The organism is Streptomyces ardesiacus (assembly GCF_003112575.1).
Classification (GTDB): Bacteria; Actinomycetota; Actinomycetes; order Streptomycetales; family Streptomycetaceae; genus Streptomyces; species Streptomyces ardesiacus.
In genome coordinates this window covers 407,267-428,844 of the sequence record NZ_BEWC01000003.1, presented here as the reverse complement: position 1 = coordinate 428,844, position 21,578 = coordinate 407,267, and the positions used below count along the sequence as shown (strand labels likewise).

Here is a 21,578-nt window from a genome sequence, read left to right as displayed (position 1 = left end):
GGCGCCGTCAGTCCGTGAAGCCGTGGTGGGCGATCTCCAGCACCTCGGTGGCCACGGACAGGTTGCCGGGGTCGAGGCTGGGGCCCTGCCAGCTCACCGGCAGGACGTCGATCAGTCCCCAGCGGGCGACCAGCGACCCGTCGGCGCGCAGGGCGGAGATCTGCGCGGTGGGGCGCTGGATGCCGGTCTGCACGGACGAGATCCACTTGGCGACCTTCGCCGTGTCGGGGGTCAGCGGGCGGGTCAGCCGGATGTTGGAGAAGGTGACACGGGTGGGCAGTTGCCACACGAAGGCGTTGTTGCCGCCCTCCTGGCGCTGTTCCACCTCCACCTGGGTCGACAGGCCCTCGCACCCGTTGAAGTAGCCGAGGCTCTCGCCGTCGATGGCGAGGCTGAACCAGATGGAAGAGCCCGGGTCCTCACGGGTCATCGGGGGTCGACCTTTCTTGTCGGGGAACGGTGGCGGGCGGGCGGGGCCCTCGGGGCGTCCGGCGGTCCGGCGGGGCCGGTGCGGTCCGGTCAGCGCGGGTCGCGCAGTCTGCCGATCCGTTCGCGGTCCATGCGCAGTTCGGTGCGGACGAGACGGGTGACGCGGCCGATGATCCGGTGCACCAGTTCGTCGAGCTGGAAGTCGGTGAGTTCACGCGGGTCGAACCCGCCGGCCGGGACCGCCGTGTACTCGGGCGGCGGATCGCCCGCTCCCGGTGACGACTGTCCCGAACCCGCCGAGTACGGGGGCGGGCTGCCGGGCGGGGAGGACTCGTAGGGGGGTGGCGGCTCGGCCGGGCCGTGCTGCGAGGAGGAGGACGACGAGGCCGAGGGGGTCCGGAAGCGCGCGAGGCTCTCGGACACGGCGGCCGCGGCGCTCGCGGCCAGGGCACTGGTGGTACGACCGGAGCGGCTGCCGAGGCCGAACGCACGCTGGACCGGCGGCGCGGAGGCGCCGCCGGAGGCGGGGGCCGCGGCCGTGACGGCGGGCTCCGCGGGCGGCGGAGTCCCGGTCGACGGCGCGGGTGGCGTCGCCGTGCCGACGGGCAGGGGCGGGCGGGGCGCCGACGCCGCGGGCGGCGTGAGGGGGGCCACCGGGAGCGGTGCGCCGGTGGCGCCCGGGCGGGCGGGCCGGCGCAGCGGCACGGCCTGCGTGGCGGCGCGCTGGACGGGGGGCGGCTTGGGGCCGCCGCCCGGTGCGGGCGGGGGAGGCGCGAGGGCCGTCATGGGCGGGGCCGGGGGCGTGAGCGCGGGCGCGGCCGGCCGGGGCATCGGGGAGGACACCGGCAGGGGCGGGGGCGCTGCCGCGAAGGGCGGCACGGCGGGGCTCGGCGCGGCGGACCGCTGGACGGGCACGGCCGTACGGGGCTCGGCGGCGGCCGGGCCGGGGGCCGCCGCCGGGAGGAGCGGAGCCGACGGCGCGGTGCCGGCCGGCGGGAAGGGGGCACCGGGCGGGGAGGAGCGGGGTGCGGGCGCTGTCGGGGGGACCGGGGCGGCGGGGGGTGCCGCCGGGCGTACGGCGTCGGCCGGTCCGGAGGAGGTGGGGGCGCCGAGTCCCGGACGCCGGGGCGCGGCGCTGCGCTGCACGGGGTGGGCGGGGGCGGCCGGGGAACCGCTGCGCCCCGGGCGGCTGCCGCCGGTCCGGCCGGTCTCCCCGCGCCCTGCCTCCGGCCGGCCGAGCGGTACGGAGCCGAGCGGTACGGAGGGGACCGGGCCCGAGGGGCTCGGGGCCGAGGGGCTCGTCGCCGAGCGCTGGACGGGGGCGGCCGCGGCCGTGCCGCCGTGCGGCGCGCGTGCCGGGGCCGCGGAGGGCGTGCCGGGGAGGCCGGCGGCCGGGCTCTGGGCGGACCGCTGGACCGGGGGCGCCGGGGTGGCCGGGGTGGCCGGGGTGGCCGCCTCGGAGGGGCGGGGGGACGCCGGCGTCTGCGTCGGCTGCACCGGCCGGTCGGCGGGCGTCCGGCGCTGGACCGGGGGCCGTGCACCGGGCGGGGTGCCCGGGGACGCGGAGGAGCCGGGGGACGCCGAGGCGCGGTTCGTCGGCCGGGGAGGGGACGCCGGCGGGGTGGCGGGGGAGGCCGCCCGTCGGCCCGGCGCGGGCGTGGGGTCCGGTGCCGGGGCGTTCGCCGACGCGGCGGCCGCAGGGGGAGTCCCCGGGGTCCCGGCCGGTGCGGCTCCCGCCACGGGCGTCGGCGCCGAGGACGGCGTCGCGGGGCCGGCACCCGGGCTCTTGGCCCCGGGCGCGGGGGCGGTGACGGGGTCGGACACCGACGCCCGCTGCACCGGCAGGCCGGACGCCGTGCCGTCGGGGGCCGGGGCGGTGCGGGGGCGCGTGGGAGGTGCCGGGTGGGCTGCCGGTCCGGAGGCGGCGCCGGACTCCGGTCGCCGTACGGCGCGTTGGACGGGAGCGGGGGACGTCGCGTCGCCGCCGGAGCGCGAAATGGCGGGCCCGAGGCCCGCCCTGGGCCGCCGCTCCGCCGACCGCTGGACCGCGGGCCCCGATGACGCGGAGCCCGGCGAGGCCGTCGGACGCTCGCCGGAGTCCCCGGCGGGGGCGGGCGCGGTGCGGGGCGTCTGCGCGGGGCCGTGCTGCGGGGCGGACGCGCGGTGCACCACCGGGCCGGGCGCCGTCGCCGGGCTGCCGCCGGACTCGCGCGGCGCTCGCCGGACCGGGGTGGTGTCCGACGCGGGGCGCGGGGCCGGAGGCGTGGTCGCCGGGGCGGGGGCGCCGGTGGGCTCGGGTGCGGGTACGGGGGCCGGTGGTGGGGTGGGGTTGGGCTCGCGGGTGGCGCGCTGGACGGGCGCGGCGGGTTCGCGTGCGGGCGCGGGCGCGGGCGTTGGGGCCGTGCCGTCGCTGCGGTCGCGGGTGGCGCGCCGCGCCGGTGCGCTGGGCTCGGGTGTGCCGGTGTCACGGGTCGGGCGCGTGGGGGTCGGGTCGGCGCTGGTGCCGGGTTCCCGTACGGCGCGCTGGACGGGTGTGCCGGTGTCGCGGGCCGGGGGTGTGGGTGTCGGGTCGGTGGTGCCGCCGGGTTCGCGTGGGGCGCGTTGTACCGGCGGTGTTGCGGGTGGTGGCGTGGTGCGGTCCCGCGCGGGGGTGGGGCTGGGTTCGCGGGTGGCGCGCTGGGCGGGCGTACCCGCGTCGCGGGTCGGGCGCGTGGGGGTCGGGTCGGCGCTGGTGCCGGGTTCCCGTACGGCGCGCTGGACGGGTGTGCCGGTGTCGCGGGCCGGGGGTGTGGGTGCCGGGTCGGCGGTGCCGCCGGGTTCGCGTGGGACGCGTTGCACCGGCGGTGCTGCGGGTGGTGGCGTGGCGCGGTCCCGCGCGGGGGTGGGGCTGGGTTCGCGGGTGGCGTGCTGGGCGGGCGTACCCGTGTCGCGGGTCGGGCGCGTGGGGGTCGGGTCGGCGCTGGTGCCGGGTTCCCGTACGGCGCGCTGCACCGGCGTACCGGACGACGACGTGCCGCCGTCCCCGGCCGGTGCCGTACCGCCGTCGGGCCGGGGTCCGGTTCCGCGCACCGGGGCGGCGGAGGCGGGCCGGTCGTCCGGAGCGGACACCGGTGCCGGTGCCGTGCCGGCGGATGCCGCGCGCTGTACGGGAGGGCCGGCCGGGGACGGTGCTCCGGCGGAGGCCGGGGGCTGTTGCCGCGGAACCGAGGCGCGCTGCACCGGAGCGGCGGGCTCCGCTCGGTCGCCGTCCGCCGACGTGGGCGCCGTTGCGGAGGACTCCGGCGGGGAGCCGGTGGTCCGGCGGCTCGCGGGCAAGGAGCGGCGCTGCACGGCCGACGCCCCGGACGGAGCCTTGGTCAGGGCCTGCCGGGGGCGGGGCGCGGCGGGCGGTACCGGCGTCACCTGGACGCCGCGCGCGGCCCGGGCGGGCGGTGTGCCCGCCGGTGCCCCGGAGGACGGGGCCGGGGCCGGCGCCGGCGCGGGTGCGGCGGAACGCGCGGCCCGCTGGACCGGCGACGGCGACGGCGACGGCGACGGGGACGTGGGCGCGGGAGCCGACGCGGCCCTGCGCGACCCGGGTGTGCGCGGCGGCGCACCCGAGGCGGAGGTACGCGTCGGCGCCACGGAACTCGCGGGAGGGCCGGGAGTTCCGGGCTCGGTCGTGTCCTGCGGTATCGCGCGCAGGGGCGCGACCGGCATCCGCTGGGCCGGTGCGCCGGGCGGGGGCGCCAGGCGCGTGGAGGACGTCTGGCGGGACGGCGTGCCGAAGGCGCCCGACAGCAGGCTGTCGCCGGCCGCCGGGTTCAGTACCGCCGGGGACGGCGCGCTCGTGAACGACGGGTTCTGCCACGTCGGAAGGCGGCCGCCGAAACCGGCGTCCGCCACCACTCCCGTACGTGCCGCTCCCGTGGCCCGCTGGATCGGCGGCAGGCCCGTCCAGGCGGCGACGGCCACGGGCGCCGGGCCGGTCGCGGGCGCCGGGCCGGTCGCGGCACCGGACTCGGACGCCGTGCTCCCGCCCGCGTCCGGGTGCGCACCCGAAGCCGTGCCGGAGCCCGGGTCGGGGGAGGCACCCGCGGTCGGCGCGGCCCCGCCCCCGTTCCCGTCGACGCCGCCGTCCCCGCGGCCCCGCAGCCGGTCCAGGAATCCCACCGATCAGCCCTCCGCCGTGCCACGCGTCACGAGGGACGCGATCTGGTCCGTGTACCGGCGGCGGTCCTGGTGTTCCAGGTCCAGGATCGCCTCCAGGCTCCAGTGGAAGTGGTAGGCGACGTACGCGATCTCCTCGTGCAGCCGGTCGGTCGCGTACGTCACGATTCCCCCAGGCGGCTCCCGCCGAGTTCCACCTCGAAGGCCTCCGAGCAGTGCGGGCAGGCGACGGCCGCGCGGGTGTGCCCCTCCGCGTTGATCTGGCGGTAGAAGTCCTGGAGGAACGCCAGGTCGGAGGCGAACATGTTCTCCACGATGCCGTCGTGCACCGACGGCAGCGTGCCCAGCCGGGTGATGACCCGGCCGAGCAGCACCACCGACAGGTACGCCGGGTTCTCCTGCACCCGCACGTCGCGCAGCGGGATCAGCTCGTCCCGGGCCGTCGACAGGCGCATCACGCCGTCCCGGTGCACCGTGCCGGAGTCGTCGACGTACCCGCGCGGCAGCTCGAAGGGGAACTCGGTCCGCAGTTCCTGCCGGGGCGCCGTGTCGACGGGCGGCCCGGCGGGAGCACCGGCCGGCGGACCGGCCGGTGACTCCGCCGGCGCGGCGGCGGGAGCCGAACGGGGGAAGTCCGCTCCCGCCGCCGCGGCCTGGGGTGCCGCGGCGGGTGCCTTGGCAGCCATACGCCGCATTACTCGATGACCAGTTCTTCGAACACGATGGTGACGGTCTCGGTCAGCGCGGAGGCCTCACCGGCCTTCACCGGGCTCATGTCGAGCTTGCTGCACCAGGCGTTGCGCAGGTTGTACCGCTTGACCGGGTTGTCCTCGTAGTCCATCACGATGATCGAGGCGTTCTTGCGGGCGGAGGACATGCGGCCCTCGAGCGAGTCGTTGATCCACTGCGTGAACGCGGACGACTGGGTCATACCGCGGACGACGGTGCAGGAGCCGTCCTTCGCCGAACCCGGCATCACGGCGATCTCGAGCTTGCCGGTCGCGCCGTTGTTCTGCGGGTACTTGATGACGTCCTGCTCGAGGGTGATGCCGTTGACCTCGGAGAGGTACTCGATCATCACGCCGTCGATCTGGAGACCGAAATTGTGTGAAGTAAGGGAGTCACCGGGGTTCAGACTCATGTGTTCTCAGTCCTTCTGAGGCTCTTGACGATGGCGTACGGGGCGGAGCGGCGCTCGCTACTCCTCCAGCTCCCCGCCGCCGCTGGAGAACTGGGCCAGCCGGAAGATCACGAACTCGGCGGGCTTGACCGGCGCGATGCCGATCTCGCACACGACCCGGCCGAGGTCCACCGACTCCGGCGGGTTGGTCTCCTCGTCGCACTTGACGTAGTAGGCCTCGGACGCGCTCTGGCCGAACAGGGCGCCGCTGCGCCACTCGTTGACCAGGAACGCGGAGATGTTGCGGCGGATGCGGGCCCAGAGGTTGTGGTCGTTCGGCTCGAACACCACCCACTGGGTGCCGATCAGGATCGACTCCTCCAGGTAGTTGAAGTACCGGCGGATGTTCAGGTAGCGCCACGCCGGGTCGGAGGAGAGGGTGCGGGCACCCCAGACGCGGATGCCGCGGCCGGGGAAGGAGCGGATGCAGTTGACGCCGATCGGGTTGAGCAGGTCCTGCTCGCCGCGGGTGATCTGCAGCTCCAGGTCGACGGCGCCGCGGACGACCTCGTTGGCGGGGGCCTTGTGCACGCCGCGCTCGGAGTCGTTGCGCGCCCAGATGCCGGCGACGTGGCCGCTCGGCGGGACCAGGCGGGACTGGCCGGTGGCCGGGTCGAACGACTTGATCCAGGGGTAGTACAGGGCGGCGTACTTGGAGTCGTAGCCGGCCGTCTCCTGGCGCCAGACGCGGATCTGACGGGCGTTCTGGCTGGGCGGCGGGTCGATGATGGCGACGCGGTCGCCCATCAGCTCGCAGTGGGCTATGAGGCCGAGCTGGACGGCCTTGACGGCCTCCAGGTCGATCGCGCCGCGCTGGTAGGCGGCCATCAGGTCGGGCACCGCGACCATGGAGATCTCGTCGATCGCCTCGAGGCCGCCGAAGCCGGTGCGGTCCGCGGAGTCGCCGATGTACTCGGTCGGACCGGGCTGCGCGATCTCGCCCTGCCCGGCCGGGACGGCGGGGGCGGCGGACGGCGGCGCGGGCAGCGTCAGGGTCTGGTTCTCCGGACGGACCAGCTGCGCGGCGGGCGCGGCCTCGGTCACGGTGATGAGCTTGGAGCGCTCCTTGACCTGGGTGACGACGTAGGAGCGGTTGCCCTTCTTGGCGCTCACGTCGAAGGTCTCGACCGGCTTGTCGCCGTCCTTGACGATCAGCTTGAACCGCTCGGCGGGGCCCTCGCCCTCGGGGTCGGCGACCTCGACGGTCAGCGGGCCGCTCTGGCCTGCGGCGGTGGCCGTCACGGAGAACGTACCGAGCTGCTTGGGCTCGGCGGCGGGCAGCGCGGCCTTGGTCATGCCGCCGGTGACGGCGGCGGGGGCGCCGGTGCCGGCCGCGGCGTCGCCGACGCCGGCGTCCTCGGCGGAGCCGCCGACGCGGACGACGTAGGCGGCGGAACCGCCGTTGTTGAAGAACCCGTAGACGGAGTGCGCGAGGTAGTACCCGCCGGTGAAGTCACCGAAGGCCGCGACGTACTGCGTCCAGTTGGTCACCAGGGTGGGCTCGTTCAGCGGGCCGGTCGGGGCGAGACCGACGAAGGCCGCCACCGACGTGCCCACTCCCTCGATCGGGCGCGAGCCGCTGGCCACCTCCTCGACGTAGACGCCGGGCGACAGGTAGGACGGCATGCTCTGCTCTCCTCGGGGTACGAGACAGGACGCCCCTCAGACTCACGCGCGCGTTGCCGCGGCCGAAACGTCCTTCGGTGCCGGAGCGGGGGCACGGTCATTGCCCCTGGTCGTGCCCGTAGGGGCAGACTCCCGGCCCTTCCCGGTCCTTCCCCTCCAAGACCCCTGGCGGTCGCCCGGCGTTTCTGATTCAACATCTTGTGTCGACTGCCAGTTCGCCAGGATGTCATCTTGCGATCGAGCCCCGTTACCGGGGCGCGCCGCCCTGCCGCGCCGGGGCGCCGCCCGGTGCGGGCGGCGACGGTGACGTGGTGTCAGGAAGGGAACGTCCGTGTCGGACCGCTTGAACCAGACGCCGGGGCACCGCGTGGCCGGGGAGCCCCCGGCCCGCACCCGTCCGCAGGGCCGTCCGCGACCGCCGTTGGCCTCGCTGCAGGCCGCGGCGGGGAACCGGGCCGTCGCCACGGCGATCCGGCGGGGGGCCGGTACGGCGATCCAGCGCGCGGGCGGCACGGCGCAGCTCCCCCCGGGCGCGGTGGTGGCGCGGGCGACCGCGGCGCCGGTGGACGACCTGCAGATCACGCCGGTGACGGAGACCGAGCGGCCGGCCCGTGAGTCCGGCGGGGGCGCGGACACGGCGGCCGAGCAGCAGGCGGCCGTGGACGAGGTGGCCGCCCAGAAGGCGAAGGTCACGGAAGCGTCGCTGGGCCGGGCGGCCGCCGAGACCGAGGTGTGGAACGCGTCCGGGGAAGCCGTCGAGGCGCACAAGAAGGCGGCGGAGGCCCGGGGCAGGGCGCACCGGCTCACGACGGAGGCGGAGGCCGCCGAGCGGGACGGGGAGAAGTCGCGCGCAGACGCGGACCTGCACACCGGGGCGGCCCGCAGGAAGACCGGGGAGCAGCGGGCGGCCGAGGCCAGGGCGAGCGGGTTCCGGGGGACCGAGCGGGGGAAACGCCAGGAGGCCGAGAAGGCCCGTGACGACGAGCGGATGTACACGGAGAGGGCCGAGAAGGCCGAGAAGGAGCGGAAGGACGCCGAGGACAGGGCGGCGCGCTTCCAGAAGCTGGCCGACGAGGCCAGGGAGAAGCAGAAGGCCGCCGAGGAACGGGTGAAGCGGCTCCAGAAGGAGGCCAAGGAGGCCGGGGAGAAGCAGAAGGCCGCCGAGGCCGAGGCGCGGACGAGGGCGGAGGCCCAGGACCAGGCGCTGCAGAAGGCGGCCAAGGCCGAGGTGGAGGCCGAGGCGGAGGCCGAGATCGCCGAGAGGGTGAAGCAGTGGGCCGCCGCGGCAGAGGCCGCGCTGAGGCAGGCGGGGGCGGCCCAGAAGGACGCCGCTCTGCGCAAGGGGGAGGCCGGCGACGCCGACGCCTCGAAGAAGGAGGCCGAGGGCGAAGCGGCCGAGTGTGCCGAAGTTCGGAGCACGGCGGAGGAGCAGGCGAAGAAGGCCCGGGAGCTGGCGGCGCTGCGGGACAGGGAGGCCGACGAGGCGGCGCAGGAGCGCGGCAAGGCCGAGCGCGAGGCGGAAAAGCACAAGGAGGCCGCCGACAAGGCGATGGAGCAGGCGGCCCAGGCCCAGGCCAACGCCCAGCGGCACGAGAACACCGCGCAGGAGCGGCGGCGGCAGGTGTCCCAGGCCCGCGCCGAGGAGCAGAAACACGCGCAGGACGCGACCGCGGCACAGAACAGGGCGGCGGCCGCGGGGCAGCGGCAGCAGGACCAGAGGGCGGCCCAGACCACGGCGTCGGACGCGATGAGCGCGGCGAAGAAGGCCCAGGAGGCGGAGAAGAAGGCGAAGGAGGAGGCGGAGAAGAAGGCGAAGGAGGAGGCCGCGGCGGAAGCCGCGAAGAAGAACGGGACGGAAGCGGCGAGCACCGACAAGGCGGGCCAGTCCCTGGGCAAGCGTGTCGGGGGCGCGATCAAGAAGGGCGCCGCCAAGGCCAAGCCGTGGATCGACCAGCCCGACACGGTGGCGCTCCGCCTCAGCTCGCCGTACAGCGGAACGCATCGGGCGGAGGCGACGAAGCTCGGGGACACCGGGACGGCGCGCAACACCACCATCCAGCAGGACGTCGAGAACCCGATCAACCTGGCGAGCGACTTCACCGGCGCCTTCAACGACGTGGTGACGTACAAGGACTCGGTCGGAAAGCGCCACGAAAAGGGCCCGGCGTCCCACGGGCACCGGAAGAACGTGAACACCAAGCCCCTCGCCGGGACGACGAACACCCTCATGACCGTCAACGACGGCGTGAAGATCAGCGACAACCTCATCAGGACCGCCAAGGGCGCGTCCGGGGTGGCGGAACTCGGCGACGCCAGCGGCGCCCTCACCGTCGCGTTCTCCACCCTGACCGCCGGCCGCGAAGTGAGGGCCCTGAAGAACACCCGTGCCCAGCGCAACGAGCTCAAGGAGCACTTCAAGGGTGAAGTCGCCCAGCGCGGCCGGAAACTCCAAGACGTCCTGAACGAACTGGGGGCGGCCAACACCGCACTGGCCGGGACCTCGGTGAGGCTGGCGGCCGCCCGGCCCGGCGAGGAGGCGGAGGCCCTGCAGGCCGTCGAGAACGAGCGCACCCGCATCGACGGCCTCAGGAAGGAGCTGCTGGAGCATCTGGCCGCCGGACGGGACTACGCGGTGGAGAAGAAGAAGAGGAAACTCACGCACCGGTCCCTCGCCCTGGGCGGCAACGTCGCGCGGACCGCAGCCGGTGCCGTGGCGATCGCGGCCGCGACAGGAGCGGTCTCCGGTGGCATCGTGCCCGGCGTGATGGCCGCCGGCACGGCGCTGGGCCTGGGCGGCCTCGCGGCCAAGAAGGGCGTGAAGAAGGCGAACAAGCGCTACAACTCGGTGCGCGACTACCAGAAGCACGCCCGGACCACTACGCCCCAGGAAGGAACACCGGCGTCCGAGAAGCCCAGGCTGGACGAGGACGGACGGGGCAGAAGGAGCGACGCGTGGAAGGAGGCGGTCATGGTGACGCACGCCATCAAGCAGGGGAAGCGGCAGCTCAACGCGCAGGAGATCTACGCGCAGGCGGCCGGACCGGCCGTTCCCGCGAGTGAGAACGTCCCCGACGACATCCGGCGCAAGGCCCGCGACTTCCTCAAGACCCTCAAGTGCGGCCCGGACCACCACAACCAGACGGAGCCGGAGTGGGAGGCGTCGCTCAACGACCCCGACCAGCAGACCGAATGGGAAGAGGCGATAGCCAAGGCGCTCTCCTCGCTCTGAGTCCCCACCGCCGGGGACGGGGTCAACTGCGGTGCCCTGCCCCCGGCGTTGCCCTCGGGGACCTGTCGGGAGCGGGTGCCCTCCGGTAGGGCTGGTGGTGGCCACACGTTCGTGTCGAAGGGAGCCATGGTGCGCGCGCACGAGGAAGCCACCGAGCAGAAGGCCGTGCGGGGTGGTCGGCCTCCGCACCGGCCCGCGACCGCGCCCACCACCGGGGTGAGCGGCGCTCCGATGACCCCGGCGGCGGTCATGGCGCTCCAGCGTTCCGTCGGCAACCACGCCGTGCAGCGGCTCATCGGCCAGGAGACGCACCAGCACGGCGCGGGCTGCGGACACGACGGGTTCGACGACAAGAGCCCGCAGGGCCAGGTCCAGCTCCTCAACGAGGCCATGGCCACGCCGAGCAGCCCGCTCGGAGGGTCCATCCGCTCCGAGGCGGAGTCGTTCTACCAGACCGACCTCTCCCCCACCCGCGTCCACGACAACCCGGTGGCCCAGCGCGCCACCGCGGCCCTGGGCGCCCAGGCGATGACGGTCGGCACCCACGTCTTCCTCGGCCCGCAGGCGGCCGGCCGCAAGGACGTCATCGGCCACGAGCTGGGACACGTCAAGGAGAACCTGGCGGGCGTGCGCGAGACGGGCAACGACAACGGTGCCGGGCTCGCCGTGACCGACCCGGGCCAGGGCTCCGAACGGGCCGCGGAGGCCGACGGCGCCGCCTTCGGGGCGGGCAGGAAGATCGCCCCGTCCGTCGAGGCCCGGGCAGCGGCCACGGACCACGCGGACGACACGGAGTAGAACGGTACGGATCCGATGAGCCTTTGGACTTCCCTGGAGCCCGCGTCCGCGACCGTGGACCCCGGCAGCACCACGAGCGTACGGCTGCGGGTGCGCAACACCGGTGACGTGGTGGACGAGTACCGCTTCGAGCCCGTCGGGGACATCGCGCCCTGGACGACGGTGGAGCCGCAGACGCTGCGCCTGTATCCCGGCACGACCGGCACCGTGGAGCTGACGTTCGCTCCGCCGCGTACGTCGGACGCGGTGGCGGGGCCGAATCCGTACGCGGTGCGGATCACGCCGACGGAGCATCCGGACGCGGTGACGGTGCCGGAGGGGAACCTCACGATCACGGCGTTCACCGAGGTGCGGGCGGAGTTGGTGCCGCCGACGGTGAAGGGGCGTTTCCGGGGCCGGCCGCGGCTGGCGGTGGACAACCTGGGGAACACGAAGGTGACGGCGTCGGTCGCGGGCAGCGACACGGGCGACCATCTGTCGTACGAGATCCGGCCGTCGAACGTGCAGATCGAGCCGGGGCGTGCGGCGTTCGTGGAGACGACGCTGAAGCCGAAGCGGATCATCTGGTTCGGGGCGAAGGAGGAACGCCCGTACACGCTCGCGGTACGGCGCTCCGGGGTGGATCCCACCGGCGTCGAGGGCACGTATGTGCAGCGGGGGTTCCTGCCGCGCTGGCTGGCGACGTTCCTGGGCATCTTCGTCGCGGTCGCGGTGGCGTTCGTGATGATCTGGATCGCGTACAAGCCGCAGGTCCGCACCAGTGCCACCGAGCAGACGCAGCAGGCGGGCGTGGCGCTGTCCCCCAGTGCCACCCCGGAGACCCTGCCCAGCAGCGCCGAGTCCGCACCCGCCGCCGAGCCCGAGCAGCCGGCCGCGGAGGAGACCGGGAAGGACGACGCGGGCGGCGGCGGAGGAGGAGGTTCCGGCGGCGGTGACGGGGGGGACAAGAAACCCGCGAAGCCCGCCGTGAAGCCGGTGGTCCCCGCCCGGAACGTCATGCTGCGCAACGCCACCACCCACATGTGCGCCGACATCCCCGGACGGGGCAAGGGCCAGATCAACGGGGTCGTCCAGCAGGCCAACTGCCACGAAGAGGGCGACAACGAGTACTGGCACCTCGAGGTGAAGTACAAGAAGGGCGGCCCCGGCGGGGCGGACCTCTTCCAGATCCGCAACGCCACGGACGAGTTCTGCATGGACCTCGGGGAGTTCGGGGCCCGTCCCGAGGGCACGGGGATCGCCGAGTTCCACTGCGACGGCACGATGGCCGACAACCAGCTCTGGTGGGTCGACAAGCAGGAGAGCGGCGACTACTGGATCCGCAACTACGCGAGCAACCACCTGTGCCTGAACGTGAAGGGCCAGAACGGCGGCACCGAGACCCCGCTGAACATCGCCAAGTGCACCAACACCGACGACCAGGAGTGGCAGATCATCCACCCGAACAAGGACTGACCCAGGTCCGGACAGCCGTGCGACCAGGCACCTTGGGGCAGCCAGTAATGCCCCGATTGCCGCTGTTCAAACCTGAGTTGGCGCGTAGCGTCGGCGTGTGAGCCTGTGGACTTCCCTGGAGCCCGCGTCCGCGACTGTGGACCCCGGCAGTAGTACGCGTGTGCGCCTGCGGGTGCGCAATACCGGTGACGTGGTGGACGAGTACCGGTTCGAACCGGTGGGGCAGGTGGCCCCCTGGACGACGGTGGAGCCGCAGACGCTGCGCCTGTATCCGGGGACGACGGGGACGGTGGAGCTGACGTTCGCTCCGCCGCGTACGTCGGACGCGGTGGCGGGGCCGAATCCGTACGCGGTGCGGATCACGCCGACGGAGCATCCGGACGCGGTGACGGTGCCGGAGGGGAACCTCACGATCACGGCGTTCACCGAGGTGCGCGCGGAGTTGGTGCCGCCGACGGTGAAGGGGCGTTTCCGGGGCCGGCCGCGGCTGGCGGTGGACAACCTGGGGAACACGAAGGTGACGGCGTCGGTCGCGGGCAGCGACACGGGCGACCATCTGTCGTACGAGATCCGGCCGTCGAACGTGCAGATCGAGCCGGGGCGTGCGGCGTTCGTGGAGACGACGCTGAAGCCGAAGCGGATCATCTGGTTCGGGGCGAAGGAGGAACGGCCCTACCGGCTGGCCGTCCGCCGCTCCGGGGTGGATCCCACCGAGGTCGAGGGCACGTACGTGCAGCGGGGCTTTCTGCCGCGCTGGCTGGCGACGTTCCTGGGCATCTTCGTGGCCGTCGCGGTGGCGTTCGTGATGATCTGGATCGCGTACAAGCCGCAGGTCCGCACCAGTGCCACCGAGCAGACGCAGCAGGCGGGCGTGGCGCTGTCCCCCAGTGCCACCCCGGAGACCCTGCCCAGCAGCGCCGAGTCCGCGCCCGTGGATGAGCCGAAGCTGGAGCAGCCCGTCACGCAGGAGCCGAAGGACGACGGCGGTGGCGGCGGCGACAAGGGCGACGGCGACAAGGGCGGCGGCGGGGAGTCCAAGAAGCCCGCGAAGCCCGCCGTGAAGCCGGTGGTCCCCGCCGAGAACATCCTGCTGCGCAACACCACCAGCCACATGTGCGCCGAACTCCCCGGGCGGGAGAAGGGCGAGCTCGACGGGCCGGTCCAGCAGGCGGTCTGCGACGACACCGACGGGGACAACCAGATCTGGAACCTTGAGGTCCGGTTCAAGAAGGCCGGCCCCGGCGGGGCGGACCTCTTCCAGATCCGGAACATCAAGGACAAGTACTGCATGGACCTGCCCGACCACGTCTCCGCCGCCGTGGGCACGCCCGTCACCGAGTTCCACTGCGACAACGAGGTCCCGACCGACAACCAGGTCTGGTGGGTCGACAAGCAGGAGAGCGGGGCCTACTGGATCCGCAACTTCTCCAGCAACCAGAAGTGCCTGGGCGTGGAGGGTGCGAACGGCGGCGCCCTCTTCTCCAAGCTGGTGCTCGACGACTGCACCAACGTCGACGACCAGGAGTGGGAGATCATCCACCCGAAGAGGGGCTGAGGCTCAGGCGGTCCCGGCGGCGGTCACCAGCCGCCTTCCCCCGGGACCAGCCGGCCGGCCTTGCGGTACTCACGGCGGGCGCCCTCCAGGAGGTCGTCCGCCGTCACCGTGTCGTCGCGCCCCGCGGCGAGGTAGGCGGCGGTGACCACGGCGCTGCGGATCGAACCGCCCGCCAGCTCGAACTCCCGGGCCAGCGGCTCCAGGTCGATCCCCTCGTCGGACGGGACCCGGGACAGGCCGTGCCGCCACAGCGCCAGCCGCTGCTCGACGTCCGGGAAGGGAAAGTCCACCACGAGGTCCAGGCGCCGGGTGAAGGCCTCGTCGATGTTGGCCCGCAGGTTGGTGGTGAGCAGGGCGATGCCGTCGAAGGACTCCAGGCGCTGGAGCAGGTAGGCGCTCTCCATGTTGGCGTACTTGTCGTGCGCGTCCTTGACCTCGGAGCGCTTGCCGAAGACGGCGTCCGCCTCGTCGAAGAGCAGCACGGCGTCGGTGCGGTCGGCCTCCGTGAAGATCCGCTCCAGGTTCTTCTCGGTCTCGCCGACGTACTTGTCCACCACCGACGACAGCTGCACCACGTACAGGTCCAGGCCCAGGTCGGCGGCGACCACCTCCGCCGACAGAGTCTTGCCGGTGCCGGACTCGCCCGCGAACAGGCCGAGGACGCCCCGGCCGCGCCCGCCGCCCGCGCTGAGCCGCCAGTCGCCCAGCACGCGGTCGCGATGGCGGGCGCGCAGGGCGAGTTCGCGGAGCTGGACCAGGGGCTTGTCGGGCAGCACCAGGTCCCGCCAGTCCACGGCGGGCCGGATGCGCCGGGCGTGGCTCTCCAGGCCGGAGGCCGACTGCCGGCGGGCGGCGAGCCGGACGTGGTCGGCGGTGACCGGGGTGCCGTCGAAGGCGGCGAGGGCGCGGGCGGTGTGCGCGGCGCGCTGGATGCGGTCCCCGCCGAGCCGGTACGGGGCGACGGCCGTGGCCAGGTCGAACCCGTCGGCGTCGCTGCCCAGCGCGGCCCGCCAGGCGGCGGCGCCACCGGCCCCGCGCGCCGGGGCGTCCAGGACCAGCGGGTCGTGCGGCGACCACTGCGGGTCGTAGGGGCGCGGGTCCGTCATCAGGACGGTCACGTCCCGCGCCGCGGTCAGCGCCCGCACCAGCGCGGCCGGCTTCTCGGGCAGCCCCGCCACCACGAGGGCCCGGCCGCTCAGGCGGGCCTCGCGCAGCAGCTCGGGCACGTGGTCCGCGGGCTCGCCGCAGCGCAGCGCGTCCACGCCCGCGGCGTCCAGGGCGGCGGCGACGGCGGCCAGGCCGTCGCCCTCGCGGGGTTCGCGCAGGTGGGCGACGAGCGGGCCCTCGCGCAGCAGGGCGGCCAGCCGGCCCACGAACGCGTCGGCGTCGGGGCCCGCGGCGGGCAGCGGCTCCGGCATCGGGAGCAGCAGGCCGAGGAGCGCGGCGTCCGGGGTGTCGTCGCCGAGCAGATGGCCGATCAGCCGGTCCGGGACCTTCAGCGCACGGGTGAGGAAGGGCCGTTCGGGCTCCTCCACCTCCAGCAGGCCGAGGGTGCGCAGCGGGGCGGAGGCGTGGAACCGGGCCCGGGCCGCCGACGCGTGCGCGGGCACCCCGCACAGGTCGAGGGCGAGGCCCACGGTGGCGCGGCGGCGGCTCACGTCGTTGTTGAGGTAGCCGTAGAGCGGCTCGAAGGCGCGGTCGACGTCGGGGGCGAGGGCGACGAGCAGGGCGGCGGTGTCCAGCTCGGTCAGCCGTGCCCGCTCGCCCAGCGCCGCCAGCCGGTCCACGGGGCCCGCCGGACCGCCGACGTGGGCCGGCGCCTCCCCGGACCCGGCCGCCGCGGCGGGGTCCGGCCAGGTGCGCAGCAGGTGGTGGACGGCCTCGTCGGGCAGGTACAGGCCGCGCAGCGGGTCCTCGGCCGTGGGGTCGTCGGCGGTGCGGTGGTCCACCAGCGCGGCCACCCGTTCCCGCAGGACGCCGAGCCGGGCGAGCAGCGTCTGCGCGCAGTCGCCGGACGGGTCGGCGGGCGCGGGGCCGGTGCCGGGGGTGTGCACGGTCGTTGCGGGGGTCACTGGCGTCACTGGTGTCACTGTCGTTTCGTACGGCCGTCCTGGGCGGCCCTGCGGGCGACGCGCGCCGCCGCCACCTGGTGCGGCCGGTGCGAGCGTCCCTCCGGCAGCGGCGGGTCGCCCTCCATGCCGCCGACCCGGACCGTCGCGCCCTCGGTGACCGGGGGCCCGGCGTCGTACTCGGGGAAGGCCGGGAAGGGCGCGGTCACCACCAGGTCGAGGGACGGCTTGAGTTCGCCGCCCAGGGCGGACCAGATCTCGGCGAGGGAGCGGGTCTCCGACTGGATGCCGGCCACCGTCAGCGGCACGGAGAGGTTCAGCGCGCCGAGGGAGCCCGGGAGTTCGGAGGGCGGCAGCAGCTCGCGCGGCAGCAGGGTCGCCAGGACGGCGGACAGCAGCCGGTGTTCGTCCTGCGGGGTCTTGGTCCACGCCGTCACCAGGTACGACAGCCGGAACCAGCGCGGCGGCTGACGGCGCTTGATGACGATGTCGTCCTGGTCGCGCACCGCCATCTGGCCGCGGTGCCGGCGGTTCACGTCCTCGCGGATGTCGTACAGGTAGGCGTTGACGACGGGGGCGTTGCGGCGGGCCGCCCAGTCACGGGTGGGCGCCTCGAAGGCCACGTCGATGCCCGAGTCCGTCAACGCCCCGCTCTTGAGGAGGCTCTTGAGGACCTCGTCCACCTCGTGGATCACGCTCGTGCTCCCGACTTCCCGCCTTGACCGTCATGGACATCCACCGTCGATCGTGCCTCGGGGCCCTTGCGCCCGCACGCGCCACGGGGACGACGGCCGGGCAGGGTGCCCTGCCCGCGCGGCCCCGGGGGTCCGCCCTCGATTGCCCGTTCGGTCAGATGTAGCCTTCCCGGAGGGCATAGGCCACGGCGTGGGCGCGATTGCGCAGATGAAGCCGTGTCGTCAGTCCGTGCATGACGTTCTTGACGGTGCGTTCGGAGTAGGACAACTTGCCGGCGATCTCTCCGGTGTCGAGACCCTCGGCGACCAGCCGCAGGACGTCCACCTCTCGGGGTGCGAGGCCCAGCGACGGGGCCCCGGGGCGGCCCGCCGCGCCCCGGTGCAGGGTGCCGACCTGGCTGATGAGCCGGCCCAGCAGGTCCGCGGGCAGGTCCCCGTCGCCGCGCGAGGCGGCCAGTACGGCCTGCACCAGCCGGTGGGCGGTGGCCTCGTGCCGCCAGACGATCGCGCCGACGCCGCACTCGACGACGTCGAGCAGTTCGCTCTCGCGGATCGTGCCGATCACGAGGACGGCGCGCGCACCTTCGCTGCGCACGATCCTGCGCAGCCGGGTGAGCGCCGCGTCGTCGAGCGCGTCCTCGATGAGCAGGGCGACCGTGCCGGGACCCGACTCCTCGCGCAGGTCGATCTCCGGGTGCCGCCGCAGCTGGCTGACCGCGCCCTCGCGGCTGATCGGGTCCGGGGCGGACACCGCCACCGGGACCCGCCGGTCGACGACGCCGGCGGCCGCGCCGGAGCCGCGTGCCGAGGTGGTGGTCGTGATGGATGTGGTGGTGGCCCGGGGTGAGTTGAGCAACCGTTTCCCCCCTGTTCACGTGCGCGCAATACGGCACAGACCCGTAGCGGATGTGCGTGTTCCACACTTGTGGGGCCGCTGGGACTTCGCAATCGTGGACCACCACGAGGTGGACCACGAGACCGGCGCGTCTGCCGCCGCAAGGGGCCGTGGGGCAGGAGTCGGGGCAGTTCACAGGGTCCGCACAAGGACGCGGGGGCCCGGGGCGGCGACCGCGTGCCCACGTGACCCGCGCCACTTCGCACCACCGCCGGCCGCGGACGTTCGTCTCACACACCGGGGGAGCACCATCCACCACAGGAGGCACCGATGACCGGACCGCTCCGTGAACGCGACGACGCACAGGCGCTGTTGGCCGCCGAGATCGAGCGCGCCCGGGCCGGCACCGGCCGCCTCGTCCTGCTGCGCGGCGCCGGCGGCACCGGTCGCACCGCCGTCCTGGAGGCCGCCGCCGGGCTGGCCGAGGACCGCGGCCTGCGGGTGCTGCGCGTGCGCTGCTCGCCCGAGGACACATCGGTGCCCTTCGCGATGGTCCTCCAACTTCTCGGTCCTGTGCCGGAGTTCACCGACATGCTGCTCGGCAGCGGCGACCGGGCCGGCGCGGCCCGGCTGTGGCGAGTGCTGCGCGCGTACGCCGCCGAGGGCCCGGTCCTGGTGGCCGTCGACGACGTCCACCTCGCCGACGAGTCCTCGCGCCGCTGGCTGACGGAGGCGGCCCGGCACGTCGACCGATTACCCGTACTGCTGGTCGCCACCGAGCGCAGCCAGTACGACATCGACCCCCGGCCCCCCGGACTCACCCGGGCCCTGTCGCCGTCCCTGGTGCGTACCCACACCCTGGCCCCGCTCAGCGACGCGGCGGCGGCCGGGCTGGTCCGCGACGCCTTCCCCGACGCGTCCGCGTCCTGGACGCGGGAGGTCGTGCTGGCCGGTGCGGGCAGCCCGCTGCTCCTGCACGCCCTGCTGGACGACCTCGGCGGCACCCCGCACCCCGACGGCACCCCGCCCGTGCCGGCCAGTTGCGCCGCGCTGTACCCCGGGTCCTACCCGGCCGCCGTGTCCTGGTGGCTGGAGAGCGCGGGCCCCGCGACGGCCGACGTGGCCCGCTGCCTCGCCGCCCTGGAGCAGGCCTGCCCCGCCGGTCCGCCGTCGCGCCGGGGCGCGCCCCGGCCTGCCCTCCCGCACCCGCGGACCCCGCCGTTCGCGCACCCGCACGACGCCCCGGCGGTGCGGACGCGCCGGCCCGGGGACATCGCCCCGGGCTGCCGGGACGTGTGGAGCGCGGACCCCGGGGACGCCGGGGACCCGGAGGCGGCGTTCCCGGTGTCCGGGGCGCCCGGCCTCCTCGCCGCGCCGCGGGAGCACGGCCCCTACCCGCACCCCACCGAACCCGCCGCCGAGGCGCCGTACCCGCCCCACCGGGACCCGCGTCCCGCCCTCGCGCACGCCCCGTACGGCCCCCGGCCGGCGCCCGCGCCCGGTGCCGGCGGCTACGGCCGCACCGATCCGCCCGCGCACCCCGCCCACCGGACGGCGCCGCGGCCCGCCCTCTCCCCGCCCGCGGCGTGGGGGACGGCCGGGGACCCGGTCGACGTGCTCGCCGAGGCGGCCGGGGCCGACCCCGTGCGGATCGAGGGATGGCTCGCGGCCATGACACGGCTCGGTCTGCTGCGCCCCGACGCGGCCGGCCGCCCGCGCTACGCGCACCCGTTGCTGCGCGACGCCGTGCTCACCGGCTGGCCCCGCCCGCGCCGCGAGGCCGTGCACCGCTCGGCGGCCCAGGCACTCCTGCGCCGCGGCGGCCGGGTCGAGGCGGTCGCCCGGCACCTGCTGCGCACCCCGGCCGTCGGCCTGTCCTGGGCGCTGCGCGTCCTGCGCGACGCCGTGACGGTCGCCGTGCACGACGCCCGGCCCGCCGACGCCGTCGGCTACCTGCGCCGGGCCCTGGACGAACCGCTGACCGACGACCTGCGCCAGCGCCTGCTGACCGAACTGGGCTCCCTGGAGTACGCGTCGGCCGACACCCCGGCCGCCATCGCGCGCCTCGCCGAGGCCCAGCACCTGCCGGCCGAGCCCCGCAACCAGGTGCGCACGGCCGTCGCCCTCGGCACCGCCCTCGCCGGGCGCGGCGAGATCCGTACGGCGATGGAGGTGCTGCGCCGCACCGAGGGCCGGCTCTCCGGTCACCCGGACCTCGCCCGCACCGTGCAGACCGCGACCGCGCTGCTGTCCGACGAGGACCTGGCCACCCGGCAGGAGGTGTACCGGTGGCTGTCCGACACCGGACGGCACTCCCCGGAACTGGTCGGCACCGCCGGACAGGCCCTGCTGGTGCGCTACGCGGCGACGGCCGCCCTGATCTCCGCCGACGAGGCGATGACCCGGGTACGCCACCTGCTCGCCCAGCCCGCCGACCCGCTCGCCGAGCCCTTCCTGCTGGGTACGGCCGCCGCGGTCGCCCAGTGGGCCGACGAACTCGACGAGGCGGAACGGCTCGTGGAACGCGGCCTGGCCGGACAGCACCCCGCCCTGCTGCACCCCATGCAGCACGCCCTGCTCAACACCCGCGCCGACATCGTCGCCTCCCGCGGCGACCACGCCCGGCTGCTCGCCCTCGCCGCCGACCCGGGGCCCGGCCCCGGACCCACCAACCGCGACGCCCACGCCCTGATCGCGCTCGTCGAGACCGGCCGCGCCGACGAGGCCCTGCGCCACGCCGACCGCTTCGACCTGCGCGAGGCGCCGGAGAACTGGGAGCTGAACCGCTACCTGTACGCGCGGGGCGTGCTGCGCGCCGCCACCGGGGACCCCATGGGAGCGCTCCACGACTTCCTGGAGTGCGGGCGGCGCCAGTCGGCCCGCGAGGTGGTCAGCCCGGTCGTCACCCCGTGGCGCACCGCCGCCGCCGAGATACGGCTGGCGTTCGGCGGCGGCCCCGAGGCGCTGGCCCTCGCGACGGAGGAACTGAGACTGGCCAGGGTGTGGAACACCCCGCGCACCGTGGGCCGGGCGCTGCGCGTGCTGGGCACCGCGACCGGCGGACGGCGCGGTCTCGAACTGGCCGAGGAGGCCGTACGGACCCTGCGCGACGCGTCCGCCGACACCGACATGGAGCTGATCCCCGCCCTGCTCGCCCAGGGCCGCCAGCTCCTCGACGCGGGCGAACGCGGGCGTGCCCGGGCCCGGCTGCGGGAGGCCGCCGACCTGGCCGAACACAAGGGCGCCCGGCGCTGGCTCGCGCTGACCGGGCAGGCGCTGCGCGAGGGCGGCGCCCGGGGCTCCGCGGCGGACCGCACGGGGGCCGACGCGCTGACCGGCAGCGAGCGCCGGATCGCCGAACTGGCCGCCGACGGACGGACCAACACCGAGATCGCCGAACTCCTCCACCTCGCCCGGCGCACCGTGGAGACCCACCTGACCAGCACCTACCGCAAGCTGCGCATACGCCGCCGGACGGAGCTGCCGGGCGCCCTGGAGCGCGGCGGGCACCGCGAGCGGGAGGCGCGCCCCGACACCCGCTGCTGACCGGGTCCGGCG

Annotated in this window: 14 protein-coding genes; 5 read left to right on the top strand and 9 right to left on the bottom strand. The window is 75.2% G+C overall.

The window, feature by feature from the left end:
• Positions 1 to 7: 7 nt before the first annotated feature.
• From Sdi02f_RS14790 to Sdi02f_RS14770, 6 genes are all read right to left on the bottom strand, one after another.
• Positions 8 to 430: a phage tail protein gene (locus Sdi02f_RS14790; RefSeq protein WP_030405260.1), complete on the bottom strand. Its 423-nt coding sequence runs from the start codon at positions 428 to 430 to the stop codon at positions 8 to 10.
• Between the two features lie 89 nt (positions 431 to 519).
• Positions 520 to 4,581, bottom strand: a complete 4,062-nt coding sequence (locus Sdi02f_RS36065) for a hypothetical protein (RefSeq protein ID WP_176589867.1) — start codon at positions 4,579 to 4,581, stop codon at positions 520 to 522.
• 3 nt (positions 4,582 to 4,584) lie between these two features.
• Complete coding sequence (locus Sdi02f_RS35875; protein ID WP_007450918.1) at positions 4,585 to 4,743, bottom strand: DUF6760 family protein; 159 nt, start codon at positions 4,741 to 4,743, stop codon at positions 4,585 to 4,587.
• Positions 4,740 to 5,273, bottom strand: a complete 534-nt coding sequence (locus Sdi02f_RS14780; RefSeq protein ID WP_030405221.1) for a hypothetical protein — start codon at positions 5,271 to 5,273, stop codon at positions 4,740 to 4,742. The genes Sdi02f_RS35875 and Sdi02f_RS14780 overlap by 4 nt, the downstream gene beginning before the upstream one ends.
• Complete coding sequence (locus Sdi02f_RS14775; RefSeq protein WP_030405220.1) at positions 5,273 to 5,719, bottom strand: phage tail protein; 447 nt, start codon at positions 5,717 to 5,719, stop codon at positions 5,273 to 5,275. The genes Sdi02f_RS14780 and Sdi02f_RS14775 overlap by 1 nt, the downstream gene beginning before the upstream one ends.
• Positions 5,720 to 5,776: 57 nt before the next feature.
• Positions 5,777 to 7,384: a phage tail sheath subtilisin-like domain-containing protein gene (locus Sdi02f_RS14770; protein WP_055469842.1), complete on the bottom strand. Its 1,608-nt coding sequence runs from the start codon at positions 7,382 to 7,384 to the stop codon at positions 5,777 to 5,779.
• 331 nt (positions 7,385 to 7,715) lie between these two features.
• Here Sdi02f_RS14770 and Sdi02f_RS14765 point away from each other — a divergent pair, with 331 nt between their 5' ends.
• From Sdi02f_RS14765 to Sdi02f_RS14750, 4 genes are all read left to right on the top strand, one after another.
• Positions 7,716 to 10,613, top strand: a complete 2,898-nt coding sequence (locus tag Sdi02f_RS14765; protein ID WP_108933396.1) for a hypothetical protein — start codon at positions 7,716 to 7,718, stop codon at positions 10,611 to 10,613.
• Between the two features lie 111 nt (positions 10,614 to 10,724).
• A complete protein-coding gene (locus tag Sdi02f_RS14760) occupies positions 10,725 to 11,411 on the top strand; it encodes an eCIS core domain-containing protein (RefSeq protein WP_234320022.1) in 687 nt (228 codons plus the stop codon).
• Between the two features lie 15 nt (positions 11,412 to 11,426).
• Positions 11,427 to 12,866 (top strand): RICIN domain-containing protein, encoded by a 1,440-nt coding sequence (locus Sdi02f_RS14755; RefSeq protein ID WP_108933395.1) that lies wholly within the window; start codon positions 11,427 to 11,429, stop codon positions 12,864 to 12,866.
• A 97-nt stretch (positions 12,867 to 12,963) separates the two neighbouring features.
• Positions 12,964 to 14,421 (top strand): RICIN domain-containing protein, encoded by a 1,458-nt coding sequence (locus Sdi02f_RS14750; protein ID WP_079080592.1) that lies wholly within the window; start codon positions 12,964 to 12,966, stop codon positions 14,419 to 14,421.
• 23 nt (positions 14,422 to 14,444) lie between these two features.
• Here the strand turns inward: Sdi02f_RS14750 and Sdi02f_RS14745 are convergent, their stop codons facing one another.
• The 3 genes from Sdi02f_RS14745 to Sdi02f_RS14735 form a co-directional block, all read right to left on the bottom strand.
• Complete coding sequence (locus Sdi02f_RS14745) at positions 14,445 to 16,475, bottom strand: ATP-binding protein (RefSeq protein WP_167458178.1); 2,031 nt, start codon at positions 16,473 to 16,475, stop codon at positions 14,445 to 14,447.
• Positions 16,476 to 16,507: 32 nt separating this feature from the next.
• Positions 16,508 to 17,185, bottom strand: coding sequence for a Pvc16 family protein (locus Sdi02f_RS14740; protein ID WP_055468479.1), 678 nt, complete (start codon positions 17,183 to 17,185; stop codon positions 16,508 to 16,510).
• A 154-nt stretch (positions 17,186 to 17,339) separates the two neighbouring features.
• Complete coding sequence (locus tag Sdi02f_RS14735; RefSeq protein WP_030399409.1) at positions 17,340 to 18,041, bottom strand: helix-turn-helix transcriptional regulator; 702 nt, start codon at positions 18,039 to 18,041, stop codon at positions 17,340 to 17,342.
• Positions 18,042 to 18,350: 309 nt separating this feature from the next.
• Between Sdi02f_RS14735 and Sdi02f_RS14725 the strand changes: the two genes are divergently transcribed.
• Positions 18,351 to 21,566 carry a helix-turn-helix transcriptional regulator gene (locus Sdi02f_RS14725; protein WP_108933393.1) on the top strand — a complete coding sequence of 1,072 codons (3,216 nt, stop codon included), beginning with the start codon at positions 18,351 to 18,353 and terminating at the stop codon, positions 21,564 to 21,566.
• Positions 21,567 to 21,578 lie beyond the last annotated feature (12 nt).

Bases quoted from the DNA above. Each gene is read 5' to 3' on its own strand.
- Sdi02f_RS14790 (WP_030405260.1), bottom strand. From the start codon at position 430: ATGACCCGTGAGGACCCGGGCTCTTCCATCTGGTTCAGCCTCGCCATC.
- Sdi02f_RS14780 (WP_030405221.1), bottom strand. From the start codon at position 5,273: ATGCGGCGTATGGCTGCCAAGGCACCCGCCGCGGCACCCCAGGCCGCG.
- Sdi02f_RS14775 (WP_030405220.1), bottom strand. From the start codon at position 5,719: ATGAGTCTGAACCCCGGTGACTCCCTTACTTCACACAATTTCGGTCTC.
- Sdi02f_RS14770 (WP_055469842.1), bottom strand. From the start codon at position 7,384: ATGCCGTCCTACCTGTCGCCCGGCGTCTACGTCGAGGAGGTGGCCAGC.
- Sdi02f_RS14755 (WP_108933395.1), top strand. From the start codon at position 11,427: ATGAGCCTTTGGACTTCCCTGGAGCCCGCGTCCGCGACCGTGGACCCC.
- Sdi02f_RS14725 (WP_108933393.1), top strand. From the start codon at position 18,351: ATGACCGGACCGCTCCGTGAACGCGACGACGCACAGGCGCTGTTGGCC.